Annotated in this window: 13 protein-coding genes; 7 read left to right on the top strand and 6 right to left on the bottom strand. The window is 73.8% G+C overall.

Features of this window, described 5'->3' with window-relative positions:
• Positions 1–2: 2 nt before the first annotated feature.
• From OOK41_RS01595 to OOK41_RS01580, 4 genes are all read right to left on the bottom strand, one after another.
• Entirely contained in the window at positions 3–977 is a 975-nt protein-coding gene (locus OOK41_RS01595; protein WP_266262568.1) for a serine/threonine protein kinase, read from the bottom strand.
• The gene (locus OOK41_RS01590) at positions 974–1726 is read right to left on the bottom strand and encodes an NUDIX domain-containing protein (RefSeq protein WP_117667961.1); all 753 of its coding nucleotides are present in this window, start codon (positions 1724–1726) and stop codon (positions 974–976) included. The genes OOK41_RS01595 and OOK41_RS01590 overlap by 4 nt, the downstream gene beginning before the upstream one ends.
• Positions 1727–1822: 96 nt before the next feature.
• Complete coding sequence (locus OOK41_RS01585; RefSeq protein ID WP_266262566.1) at positions 1823–2686, bottom strand: MaoC/PaaZ C-terminal domain-containing protein; 864 nt, start codon at positions 2684–2686, stop codon at positions 1823–1825.
• A complete protein-coding gene (locus tag OOK41_RS01580) occupies positions 2686–4044 on the bottom strand; it encodes a 3-oxoacyl-ACP reductase (RefSeq protein WP_266262564.1) in 1359 nt (452 codons plus the stop codon). The genes OOK41_RS01585 and OOK41_RS01580 overlap by 1 nt, the downstream gene beginning before the upstream one ends.
• A gap of 56 nt (positions 4045–4100) precedes the next feature.
• On the opposite strand from OOK41_RS01580, the gene OOK41_RS01575 reads away from it, so the two are divergent.
• From OOK41_RS01575 to purB, 5 genes are all read left to right on the top strand, one after another.
• Entirely contained in the window at positions 4101–5393 is a 1293-nt protein-coding gene (locus tag OOK41_RS01575) for an acetyl-CoA C-acetyltransferase (RefSeq protein WP_266262563.1), read from the top strand.
• Between the two features lie 155 nt (positions 5394–5548).
• On the top strand, positions 5549–6346 hold the full coding sequence (locus OOK41_RS01570) for a TNT domain-containing protein (RefSeq protein ID WP_266262562.1): 798 nt from the start codon (positions 5549–5551) through the stop codon (positions 6344–6346).
• 26 nt (positions 6347–6372) lie between these two features.
• Positions 6373–6624: a hypothetical protein gene (locus tag OOK41_RS01565; RefSeq protein WP_117667956.1), complete on the top strand. Its 252-nt coding sequence runs from the start codon at positions 6373–6375 to the stop codon at positions 6622–6624.
• Positions 6625–6761: 137 nt separating this feature from the next.
• Entirely contained in the window at positions 6762–7400 is a 639-nt protein-coding gene (locus OOK41_RS01560; protein ID WP_128763555.1) for a hypothetical protein, read from the top strand.
• Positions 7401–7453: 53 nt separating this feature from the next.
• A complete protein-coding gene (purB, locus tag OOK41_RS01555; RefSeq protein ID WP_266262559.1) occupies positions 7454–8878 on the top strand; it encodes an adenylosuccinate lyase in 1425 nt (474 codons plus the stop codon).
• A gap of 79 nt (positions 8879–8957) precedes the next feature.
• Here the strand turns inward: purB and OOK41_RS01550 are convergent, their stop codons facing one another.
• Both OOK41_RS01550 and OOK41_RS01545 read right to left on the bottom strand, forming a co-directional pair.
• Complete coding sequence (locus OOK41_RS01550; protein WP_266262557.1) at positions 8958–9524, bottom strand: YbjQ family protein; 567 nt, start codon at positions 9522–9524, stop codon at positions 8958–8960.
• Between the two features lie 60 nt (positions 9525–9584).
• Complete coding sequence (locus OOK41_RS01545; protein ID WP_117667952.1) at positions 9585–10268, bottom strand: DUF1986 domain-containing protein; 684 nt, start codon at positions 10266–10268, stop codon at positions 9585–9587.
• A 367-nt stretch (positions 10269–10635) separates the two neighbouring features.
• Here OOK41_RS01545 and purS point away from each other — a divergent pair, with 367 nt between their 5' ends.
• On the top strand, positions 10636–10899 hold the full coding sequence (purS, locus tag OOK41_RS01540; protein ID WP_266262554.1) for a phosphoribosylformylglycinamidine synthase subunit PurS: 264 nt from the start codon (positions 10636–10638) through the stop codon (positions 10897–10899).
• Positions 10896–11579, top strand: coding sequence for a phosphoribosylformylglycinamidine synthase subunit PurQ (gene purQ / locus OOK41_RS01535; RefSeq protein ID WP_117667950.1), 684 nt, complete (start codon positions 10896–10898; stop codon positions 11577–11579). Before purS ends, purQ begins: the two co-directional genes overlap by 4 nt.
• Positions 11580–11616: the final 37 nt, after the last annotated feature.

Below are 11616 nucleotides of genomic sequence, written 5' to 3'. Positions count from 1 at the left end.
CCCTAGGGATTGAGGGTGAAGGGTCGGAAGGTGCGCGGCCCGTAGAGCCGCTCCAGCACCTCGTCCAGCTCGCCGAGCAGCCGCCAGGCGTCGTCGGGCCGGGAGTTCAGGGCCGGTCGGCGGCAGCCGTCGGCGAAGTCGCGCAGCTCGCGCGGGGCCCGGTCGCCCATCAGCCAGGTCATGCAGCGGGCGGCCATCGCCAGGTCGGTGCCCGGCCCGCAGGGCCGCTTCGCGGCGACCTCGGGCGGGTACCAGTCCTCGTGGCCGGGCACCAGCGCCGGGACCGTGCCCTCGCCGACCACCGAGAAGCACCAGTCCACGAGCACCACGCCGTGCCCGTCCGGCTCGATCAGCACGTGCCGGGGCAGCACCGCGCCGTGCACCACGCCGGCCCGGTGGGCCAGGCCGAGGGCGACCAGCAGCCGCCGCCACATCCAGGCCGCGTCCCGGGCGTCCAGCCCGTCCGGGTACGCCCGGCGGACCTCGTCCAGGCTGTGCAGCCCGGGCGCGGTGGCCAGCACGCTGATCCGCCGCTGGGCGCCGGTCGCCGCGTCCCGGTGCCGGAAGGAGTCGACGAGCCGGGGCACGTAGGGCAGGTAGCGCGGGTCGCCCCGCTCCTCGACGGTGCGCAGGGCGTGCGCCTCGCGGTCCATCAGGTCGTTGTCGGTGGGGTCGCGGGGCAACTTGAGCAGCCGGTTCGCGCCGACGTCGTACAGGTCGGCCAGGTCGCCGGTGTGGGCGAGCGGGCCGAGCCGGTACGCCCCGAGGACGATCACCTGGTTGGCCCGCCAGCGGGTGGTGACCCGGACGAACGCGTCGGTGGCCTCGGCGCGTACCGCCTCGTCGAGCGCGCCCAGCCGGTCGGGGTGCAGGGCCGCGACCAGCTCGCGGTACCGGTGCGCCGACGCGTCGGCGCCGAACAGGTCGGCGTCGGTGCGGGCCGCCGCGACCAGCCGGATGGCCTCGTCGGTCCTCATCGCACCGTCTCCTCCCGCGCCGGGCGCAGCAGCGCCGGGTGCAGCAGCCGGGCGTCGCCGGCCCGGTAGAGCTTGGCGCGCGGGCCGCCGCGGGTGCCACCGCGCTCGGTGCTGGCGCCGGTGCTCTCCACGAAGCCCGGCACGGAGAGCACCTTGCGGTGGAAGTTGCCCGGGTGCAGCGGGTGCCCCCAGACCGTCTCGTAGACGCCGCGCAGCTCGGTGACGGTGAACTCGGCGTCCAGGAAGCGGGTGGCCAGCGGGGTGTACTCCAGCTTGGACCGGGCCCGCTCCAACCCGTCCTCGATGACCCGGGCGTGGTCGAAGGCGAGCTGCCGGCTGGCCAGCGCGCTGACCGGCAGCCAGAGCGCCTCGTCGGCGTCGCTGCCGGCGGCCGGGTCCGGCAGGTCGGGGGCGAACGCGAGGTGGGCCACCGAGACGACCCGCATCCGGGGATCCCGGTCGGGGACGCCGTAGCTGGCGAGCTGCTCCAGGTGGAGGCGGCGCAGCCGCTCGCCGCCGAGCCCGGTCTCCTCGGCCAGCTCCCGGCGTGCGCCGGCGGCCAGGTCCTCCTCGGGGCGGACGAAGCCGCCGGGCAGCGCCCAGTGACCCTCGAACGGCGGCGCGCCCCGGCGGACGAGCAGCAGGTGCAGCGCGCCCTCGCGAATGGTCAGCGCGACCACGTCCACGGTCACGGCGACGGCCGGATAGTCCCGTGGGTCGTAGCCGGCAAGGAACTCCTGCTCGTTCACGTCGTCTCTCTCACTCTGAGAACAACTCAATCTGAGAACAACCTATCCCACGAACGAGTGACCGACAAGCCCCCGGGCTCCGACAGGGGTGGGCGGTCAGTGGACGGTGCCCGCCAGGTGCGGGCGGCCGGCGCGCGCGTCGTGCAGGGCGAACGTCCAGGACGCGCCGTCGGTGGTCGCGGTGAGGGCCACCGTGGACGGCAGCGGCACCGGCAGCTTGAACGCCACGTCGACCGTGTACGCGTCCGGCAGCCGGCTCTCCAGGGCGGCCAGGCAGCGCGCCTTGCTCCACATCCCGTGCGCGATCGGGCGCGGGAAGCCGAACAGGCGCGCCCCGAGCCGGGAGGTGTGGATCGGGTTGTGGTCGCCGGAGACCCGGGCGTAGTCGGTGCCCACCCGGGGCGGCACCCGCCAGTGCGCGGTGGCGGCCGGCGCCGGGGGCCGCCCGCCCCGGTCGCGCCGCTCGCCGCCGCCGGCCGTGCGCTCCCGGCCGAGGTACGTCGAGACGCCCCGCCACACCTCCGTCCCGCCGACCGATCCGACGAGCACCACGTCGACCTGCCGGCCCCGGTCGTGCGGGCGCAGATCCTCGGCGTACGCCCGGAAGTCCAGCGTCTCGCCGGCCTCGACCGGCCGGTGCACGGTGATCCGGTTGGCCACGTGCACCACCCCGACCAGCGGCATCGGGAACTCCGGCGCGGTCATCAGCCGCAGCGCCAGCGGGAAGCCCATGACGTGCGGGTACGTCGCCGGCAGCCGGTCGGTCAGCCGGAACCCGCAGACCCGGTCGTAGTCGGCCAGGTGCGCCCGGTCGACGGCGACCCCGGCGACGGTCAGCTCGACCCCGGGCAGCGCGTCGCCGCGCCGGCGGCCGGCCCCGGGCAGGGCCCCGAGCAGGGCGCGCCGGTACAGCGGGCCGGCCTGCGGCAACCGGGCCAGCTCCACGACCGTCCTGGTCATCACGCCCCCAGCAGGCTCTGGCCGCAGACCCGGACGATGTTGCCGCTGATCGCGCCGCTGGCCGGCCAGGCCAGCCAGCCGATCGTCTCGGCCACGTCCACCGGCAGGCCGCCCTGGGACATGCTGTTCATCCGGCGGCCCGCCTCCCGGATCACCAGCGGGATGCGGGCGGTCAGCCGGGTCTCGATGAAGCCGGGGGCGACCGCGTTCACGCTGATCCCGCGCTCGCGCAGCACCGGGGCGAGCGACTGCACCAAGCCGATCACCCCGGCCTTGGAGGTGGCGTAGTTGGTCTGCCCCCGGTTGCCGGCGATCCCGGCGATCGAGGAGACCGAGACGATCCGCCCGCCGGCCGGTACGAGCCCGCGCTCCAGCAGCACGTCGTTGATCCGCTCCTGGCTGGAGAGGTTCACGTCGAGCACCTGGTCCCACCGGTCGGCGTCCATCCGGCCCAGGGTCTTGTCCCGGGTGATGCCGGCGTTGTGCACCACCACGTCGACGCGTCCGTGCCGGCCGGCCAGGTGGTCGGCGAGCCGGGTCGGGGCGTCCGGGGCGGTCAGGTCGAGCTGCACGGCGGTGCCGCCGATCTCGTTGGCCACGGCGGCCAGCTCGTCCCCGGCGGCCGGGACGTCCAGCGCGACCACCTTCGCCCCGTCGCGGGCCAGCACCCGGGCCAGCGCCGCGCCGATGCCCCGGGCCGCCCCGGTGACCAGGACGACCTGGCCGTCCAACGGTCGATCCCAGTCGGCCGGCGGCTCGGCCTGGCCCGCGCCGACCCGGATCACCTGCCCGGAGACGTACGCGGACCGGCCGGAGAGCAGGAACCGCAGGGTGGCCTCCAGGCCGGTGTCCGTGCCCGCGTCCCCGGCCGGGGTGACGTGGACGAGCTGGGCGGTCACGCCCCGCCCGAACTCCTTGCCGATGCTGCGGGTCAGCCCTTCGAGGGCGCGCTGGGCGGTCGCCTCCCGGGGGGAGCCGCACTCCTGCGGCGGGGTGCCCAGCACGATCACCCGGCCGCTGGGCAGCACCGAGCGGGCCTGCGGGTGGAAGAAGTCGTGGAGCTGGCGCAGGCCGGTGGAGTCGGTGATGCCGGTGGCGTCGTACACCAGGGCGGCGTGCCGCCGCTCCGGGCCGGGCGCGGCGGCCGGGTCGGCCAGGGCGACCCCGGCGGCGGTCAGGACCCTGCCGACCGGCTCGGCGAGCCGGCCGCCGGTTGCCGCGCCGAGCAGCACCGGCCCGGGGACCAGCGGGTCGCCGGGGGTGTGCCGGCGCAGTCGTGGCGGGTCGGGCAGCCCGAGGCGCTTGACCAGCGCGCGGCCGGCACCCGATCGGACGAAGCTCGCGTACCTGTCGGTCATAGGCGTAGCCTACTGGCCAGTAGGTTGTGGGCAAGTCCTGAATTGGAGGCGGGATCGTGCAGAGCATCCGGCGGGTCGCGGTCATCGGCGGCAACCGCATCCCCTTCGCCCGGTCCAACTCCCGGTACGCGAGCGCGTCCAACGCGGACCTGCTCGGCGCGGCGCTGGACGGCCTGGTGGCCCGGTTCGGGCTGGCCGGGCAGCGGGCCGGCGAGGTCGTCGCGGGGGCGGTGCTGAAGCACTCGAAGGACTTCAACCTGACCCGCGAGGTGGTGCTCGGCTCCCGCCTCGACCCGCGCACCCCGGCGTACGACATCCAGCAGGCCTGCGGCACCGGCCTGGAGGCGGTGATCCTGGTCGCCAACAAGATCGCCCTCGGGCAGCTCGACGTCGGCATCGCCGGTGGCGTGGACACCACCTCCGACGCGCCGCTCGCGGTCAACGAGGAGATGCGCCGCACCCTGCTCCGGCTCAACTCCGCCCGGACCCTCGGCGAGCGGCTGAGGATCGCGGCGAAGCTGCGCCCGCTCCAGCCGTTCCGGCCGGAGATCCCCCGCAACGCCGAGCCCCGCACCGGGCTGTCGATGGGCGAGCACGCCGCCCGCACCGCCCTGCGCTGGAACGTCGACCGGCAGGCCCAGGACGAGCTGGCGCTGCGCTCCCACCAGCGCCTCGCCGCCGCGTACGAGCGGGGGTTCTTCGACGACCTGATGACCCCGTACCTCGGGCTGACCCGGGACCAGAACCTGCGCCCGGACACCAGCCTGGAGAAGCTCGGCTCGCTGAAGCCGGTGTTCGGGCACCGGGGCCCGGACGCCGACCGGGCCACCATGACCGCCGGCAACTCCTCGCCGCTGACCGACGGAGCGTCGACGGTGCTGCTCGCGTCCGAGGAGTGGGCGCGCGAGCACAGCCTCCCGGTACTCGCCTGGTTCAGCTGGTTCGAGACGGCCGCGGTGGACTTCGTGCACGGCGACGAGGGGCTGCTGATGGCCCCCGCGTACGCCGTGCCCCGGATGCTGGACCGGGCCGGGCTGACGTTGCAGGACTTCGACCACTACGAGATCCACGAGGCGTTCGCCTCCCAGGTGCTGGCCACCCTGGCCGCCTGGGAGTCGCCGGAGTTCTGCAAGGACCGGCTGGGCCTGGACGGCCCGCTCGGCGCGATCGACCGGAACCGGCTCAACGTCAACGGCTCGTCGTTGGCCGCCGGGCACCCGTTCGCCGCCACCGGCGGGCGGATCGTGGCCACCCTGGCCAAGCTGCTCGCGGAGTCCGGCTCCGGGCGCGGGTTGATCTCGATCTGTGCGGCGGGCGGCCAGGGCGTGACGGCGATCCTGGAGCGCTGAAGGCGGATTCGACCCCACCGGCCGCGCCGGCCGGTGGGGTGCCGTGCGCTCGGAGCGGTCAGCCGTCCCGGTGGTAAAGCGGACTAAAGCCTACATCTAGTGCACGACCTCCTGAAGATGAGGACAGCTCGCTGTCCGAATTCTGGAGGTTCGTAATGAAGATTCCTCGTTGGGCGTTGGCCGCCCTTTCCGGGGCGGCCCTGGCGCTGGCACCCACGGCCGCGCAAGCCGCGGCCCCGAACGCCACCGATCAGGCCGGCGCGTCGGCGTCCCGCCAGGCGGGCGGGCTCCGGGCCGACGCCGGCCAGCCGCAGCCGGCGCAGGGCCTGTGCCGCCCAGGCAACCCGCCGAACGCGCCGCCCACCACGGCCCACTTCGACGACAACCCGCTGCTCGGCCCCGCCGTGCTGCCCGGCGCGCCGCCGGTCGGCCCGCTGCTGGCCGGCTACCAGCGCTTCGGCGGCCGCACCGGGACCGAGTTCCTCCGGCAGTTCGGCAACGCCACCGGGACCGGGTACGTCTACCCGCCCGCGAGCGGCTTCGTCCTCGGCCCCGACGGTCCGATCAAGAACCAGCAGACCCTGCTGCCCGGGTACCGGCTCGACCGCTTCGGCTTCCCGGGCGGCGCGTTCCTCGCCCCGCTCGGCACGCCGTTCGGCGCCCGGTCACTGCCGCCGTCGAACCTCAACACACCGGCCGGCGCCCCGCTGGCCAACTACCACGTCTACTGCGTGGTCAGGCCGTTCGCGGTCGACTCCGGGCCGATCGCGCCCTGGTTCGCCCAGTCCGGCCTGGGCACCCAGTTCCAGCTCAACCCGGGGTACCTGCCGCAGGCCGGGGCGACCCTGAGCATCACATGGCTGCTCCAGCACGGGTACCTGGTCGAGGAGGACCTGACGGCGGGGGCCTGCGCCCTTCCGCTCCAGCGCGGCTACGCTCCGGCCGTCTGCTGACGGGCGACGCGGAAGGGAGGCCGGGTGTGGACCGGTACGAGGTGCGCGGCGCCCTGCTGGCGGCGGGGCTGTCGCCGAACGCCTTCGAGATCGAGGACGTGCACGAGCACGTGCCGGTCCCGCCCGACTTCTGGTTCCTGCGCCGCTCGCCCGACGGGGGCTGGGAGATCGGCCTGTACGAACGCGGCGTGCACGACGTCCGCCAGGCGTACGACTCCGAGCAGGCGGCTGCCGCCGGCCTGTACGCCGCCCTGACCGGCCGCCCCGCACCCTACTGAGCCGGCCCCGGTCGCCGGCTCCCGCCCTCCTTCCCGCGGGGGCGTTCGCGCAGGTCAGTCGGCGTTGTCGGGGCTACCTACCGTGGGTGTCAGCCCGCCCGGACGTCCCGGTGGCGGTGCCTCCTCTAGGAGTGGTCATGCCCGGTCGAGCTCTGCTCCGCCCCGCTGCCGTCGTTGTTCTGGCCGCCGGGCTCGCGGCCAGCGGCTGCACGTCCACCGCCACGACGTCCACGGAGTCCACCGCGTCGACCACGGTGACCGAGGCCCCCGCCGCCGCGCCGGGATCGGCCGCCGCCGGCGGCGGCTCCGGCGACAACGGTCCCGGCTCCGGCGCGTCGGCCAGCACCGGCGCGAAGGGCGGCGGGTCAACGGGCGGCGGGTCGACCGGGGGCGGCGCGAAGGGCGGCGGCACCGGCAGCAGCGGTGGCGAGTCCGGCACGAAGTCGACGTCGAACGCGCCCGCCATCGCCTACTTCCGGGTCGCCGACAAGCCGTCCTGTCCGGCCGGGACCAGCGTCAACCCGATCGCCGGGAGCCCGGTCCTCGTGGAGTGGAAGGCCAGCAACGTCGACTCCGTCGCCCTCTCGATCGACGGCCCCGGCATCTACGCCGACGACTACCCGCCGGCCGGCAGCGAGGTCCTGAACTTCCCCTGCTCGGGTGGGGAGGGCGATATCCAGAAGCACACGTACACGCTGACCGTGCGCAACTCCCACGGCAAGCAGACCAAGACCATCGTGGTGAGCGCCCCGGTGCACGACGTGCCCAGGGTGTGAGCCGTGGTGGCCTGGCTGGGGTGACCAGCGCGGCGTGCGGGAGAATGAGGTACGTGACGACGATCCCGAACGTGCTCGCCCACCGGTACGCCTCGCCCGAACTGGTCGCCCTCTGGTCGCCCGAGGAGAAGGTGCGGATGGAGCGGCGGCTCTGGCTCGCCGTCCTCCGCGCCCAGCGGGACCTCGGCGTGGCCGTCCCCGACGGGGTCGTCGAGGCGTACGAGCGGGTGCTGGACGACGTCGACCTGGCCTCGATCGCCGAGCGCGAGCGGGTCACCCGGCACGACGTGAAGGCCCGGATCGAGGAGTTCAGCGCGCTCGCCGGGCACGAGCACGTGCACAAGGGGATGACCTCCCGGGACCTCACCGAGAACGTCGAGCAGCTCCAGGTGCGTGCCTCGCTGGAGCTGGTCCGGGACCGGGTCGTCGCCACGCTGGCCCGGCTGGCCCGGCTCGCCCACGAGCACTCCGGCCTGGTGCTGACCGGCCGTTCGCACAACGTCGCCGCGCAGGCCACCACGCTGGGCAAGCGCTTCGCGTCGGCCGCCGAGGAGCTGCTGATCGCGTACGAGCGGCTGGTGGACCTGATCGACTGGTACCCCCTGCGCGGGATCAAGGGCCCGGTCGGCACCGCCGCCGACCAGCTCGACCTGTTCGACGGCGACGCCGCGAAGGTCGCCGAGCTGGAGCGCCGGGTCGCCGAACACCTCGGCTTCGCCCGGGTGCTGGACAGCGTCGGCCAGGTCTACCCGCGCTCGATCGACATGGCGGTGCTCGCCGCGCTGGCCCAGGTCGCCGCCGCGCCGTCGTCGCTGGCCACCACGATCCGGCTGATGGTCGGTCAGGAGCTGGTCACCGAGGGCTTCAAGCCGGGCCAGGTGGGCTCCAGCGCGATGCCGCACAAGATGAACACCCGGTCCAGCGAACGGGTGAACGGCTTCGCGGTGATCATCCGGGGGTACCTGTCGATGGTCGGCGAGCTGGCCGGCGACCAGTGGAACGAGGGGGATGTCTCCTGCTCCGTGGTCCGCCGGGTCGCCCTGCCGGACGCGTTCTTCGCCGCCGACGGGCTGTTCCAGACGTTCCTCACCGTGCTGGACGAGTTCGGGGCGTACCCGGCGGTGATCAACCGGGAGTTGGAGCGCTTCCTGCCCTTCCTGGCCAGCACGAAGATCCTGGTCGCGGCGGTCCGGCGGGGCGTCGGCCGGGAGGCCGCGCACGAGGCGATCAAGGAGCACGCGGTCGCCGTGGCGCTGGCCATGCGGGAGCAGGGCGCCGCCGAGAACGACCTCTTCGACCGCCTGGCGGCCGACGCCCGCCTGGGCCTGTCCCGCGCCGACATCGACGCCCTGGTCGCCGACCGCACGGCCTTCGCCGGCGCCGCCGAGGCCCAGGTCAACGCGGTCACCACCCGCATCGCCAAGATCGTCACCGCCCACCCCACCGCGGCGAACTACTCCCCACCCCCCATCCTCTGACCCCACCCCCCAGCCCCCCACCCCCCGGCCTCGCCCCGCCGGCGGGTGTGGGGGCGGGGCAGGTGGGGCGGTGGGTGGGTCAGGAGTTGCGGGTGGGGGTTTCGGCGGCGGAGCTGAGGTTGGGGGCGCTGGCCGGTTCGGCGATGCCGCCGGGGGACCCGGTGATCGCCGGGTCGTTGGCCGTCTCGGCCGCGATCATGGGTTGGTCCGGAGGCATGATGTCCGGGGTCTTGGGGGCCACGATCACCGCCGTGCCGTACGCGCAGATCTCCATCCACATCTCGCCGCAGTCCCGGCTGTCGAAGCGCATGCCGATCACGGCGTTCGCGCCGAGCCGGCGGGCCTCCTCGCCGAGGCGGGCCACCGAGTCCGTCCGCCAGCGGGTCAGATTGTCCGGTGCCATCGGGTCGTACGCGCCGCCACGGAGGTTCTTCACCCCCTCGCGGTACGGGTTGCGCGTCCTGGCCATCGAGGACACCACTTCGCCGAGGATCTGGCGGATCTCGTAGCCGGGCAGTTGATCCGTCGTCACGACCAGCACGGTTCGATGCTGTCGTACCGGCCGGGGGCCGGTTCGTCGGCCGTGGTCAGCTGCCCGGATGCTGCAAAACGGGTCGGCGCGGACGGCCGGCGCTCCGCCGACCATCCGCGCCGCTCGCGGTGTCAACCACCCGACAGGCCCCAGACGGGCCGGGCAGGGTGACGGTCAGACACCGGCCACCGAGGTGATCCAGGCCCGGTTGTACGCGACGCTGCCGTAGTTCTGGATGCTCGACCCGTCGGCGGTGGAGGCCACCCCGACCTGCTGGCCGCTGTAGAACTGCGGGCCGCCCGAGTCGCCCCGCCACGCGTTGCCGTTGATCCGGGTGCTCCGGATCGCCTGGCCGCCGTACGCGTCGGTCACGCTGGTGCTGGTCACCTGGACGCTGGCGGTCTTGAGCTGGCTGGAGGCGGAGCAGCCGCTGTAGCAGGTCATACCCCAGCCGTAGATCGTGTTGGTGGAGCCGATCGGCGGGTTGCTGCTGGCCAGCGTCACGGTGGACGTGCTGACCGCGCTGGACAGCCGCAGCAGGGCCAGGTCGTAGCGGGTGTACGAGGCGCTCACGGTGCGGGTGGTGCCGCCCGAGGCGTAGTAGACGCTGCCGACCCGGACGGACATGGTGCCGCTGACGCAGTGCCGGGCGGTGAGCACCCACTGCGCGGCGATGACACTGCCGGAGCAGGTGAACGAGCCGTTGCTGAACACGGCGGCCGCCCAGGGGGCGGAGGAGACGGTGCCGCCGCCGATGATCGGCTGGGGACCGGCCGGGGCGGCGGCTGCGCCACCAGTGGCGCCCAGGACGCCGACCAGTGCGGTGCCGACCACGGCGAGCAGGGAACGGATACGCATCGGGACGTACTCCTTGCCTCACGGACCCGGGATCGCCGGGTCGGTCGCGCCGGTGGGGGTTGCGGGTCACCCGCCGGCCTTACATAGGGCTTTGTCGATGGATAGTAGGGGTCGGCGTATCTTGCGGCAAGGGCGTGATCGAGACTGGCCGATGTAACAATTTGGCATTCTGTGGCGTGGCTAACGGCCTGCTCGGGGACGTTTCACGCGGGATCGGACACCATGCCGCCCGCGTTCCGTCGGTTATGTTGATCACTGCCTGAACTGCCCCCGGCCGATGCGGCTGAGGCGGTATCTGCCAGGTAGGCTGGCTGCGCTCGCCCGTTGTGGGTCGGCACCCAACTGCGTACACAGTCAGGAGTGCCCAGTGCCTCGCGTCGTCGTCGACGTCATGCTCAAGCCCGAGATCCTCGATCCTCAGGGTCAGGCCGTCGCAAACGCGCTGCCTCGGCTCGGCGTCAGCGACGTCGCCTCTGTCCGGATCGGCAGGCGGATCGAGATCGATTTCACCGGTGAACCGGACCTTGACCGGGCCCGGGAGATCGCCGACAAGCTGCTCGCCAACCCGGTCATCGAGGACTTCACCGTCCGCGTGGTCGAGGCCGACGAGATCGTGGACGCGCACCCGTGACCGCGCGGGTCGGTGTGGTGACGTTCCCCGGCTCGCTCGACGACGGGGACGCGGCCCGGGCCGTCCGGATCGCCGGCGCCGAGCCGGTCCGGCTCTGGCACGGTGAGGCGGACCTGCGCGGGGTGGACGCCGTCGTCCTCCCCGGCGGCTTCTCCTACGGCGACTACCTGCGCTGCGGTGCCATCGCCCGGTTCGCCCCGGTGATGGAGACCCTGGTGGACGCCGCCCGGGGCGGCCTGCCGGTGCTCGGCATCTGCAACGGCTTCCAGATCCTCTGCGAGGCCCACCTGCTGCCCGGCGCGCTCACCCGCAACCAGCACCTGCACTTCCGCAACCGGGACCAGGTCCTGCGGATCGAGGCCGCCGGCACGGCGTGGACGAACACGTTCCAGCCGGGCCAGGAGGTGCTGATCCCGGTCAAGAACGGCGAGGGCTGCTACGTCGCCGACGCCGCGACGCTCGACCAACTCGAAGCCGAGGGCCGGGTCGTCGCCCGCTACGTCGGCGGCAACCCCAACGGGTCGCAGCGCGACATCGCCGCGATCACCAACCCCGCCGGCAACGTGGTCGGCATCATGCCGCACCCCGAGCACGCGGTGGAGGCGCTCACCGGCCCCTCCCTGGACGGCCTCGGCTTCTTCACCTCGGTGCTCAAGCACCTGGTGGGGGCCCCGGCGTGACCGTGCGCGGCACCACCGTTCGGCTCCATCGCCCCAG

It is taken from the genome of Micromonospora sp. NBC_01655, assembly GCF_026339755.1.
In the GTDB taxonomy this organism is placed as follows: Bacteria; Actinomycetota; Actinomycetes; order Mycobacteriales; family Micromonosporaceae; genus Micromonospora.
This window is presented reverse-complemented; position numbering and strand designations above follow the sequence as displayed.

Excerpts from the sequence above, each read along its gene's own strand:
- OOK41_RS01595 (WP_266262568.1), bottom strand. The coding sequence starts at position 977 with ATGAGGACCGACGAGGCCATCCGGCTGGTCGCGGCGGCCCGCACCGAC.
- OOK41_RS01585 (WP_266262566.1), bottom strand. The coding sequence starts at position 2,686 with ATGACCAGGACGGTCGTGGAGCTGGCCCGGTTGCCGCAGGCCGGCCCG.
- OOK41_RS01580 (WP_266262564.1), bottom strand. The coding sequence starts at position 4,044 with ATGACCGACAGGTACGCGAGCTTCGTCCGATCGGGTGCCGGCCGCGCG.
- OOK41_RS01570 (WP_266262562.1), top strand. The coding sequence starts at position 5,549 with ATGAAGATTCCTCGTTGGGCGTTGGCCGCCCTTTCCGGGGCGGCCCTG.
- OOK41_RS01560 (WP_128763555.1), top strand. The coding sequence starts at position 6,762 with ATGCCCGGTCGAGCTCTGCTCCGCCCCGCTGCCGTCGTTGTTCTGGCC.
- OOK41_RS01550 (WP_266262557.1), bottom strand. The coding sequence starts at position 9,524 with ATGGTCGGCGGAGCGCCGGCCGTCCGCGCCGACCCGTTTTGCAGCATC.
- OOK41_RS01545 (WP_117667952.1), bottom strand. The coding sequence starts at position 10,268 with ATGCGTATCCGTTCCCTGCTCGCCGTGGTCGGCACCGCACTGGTCGGC.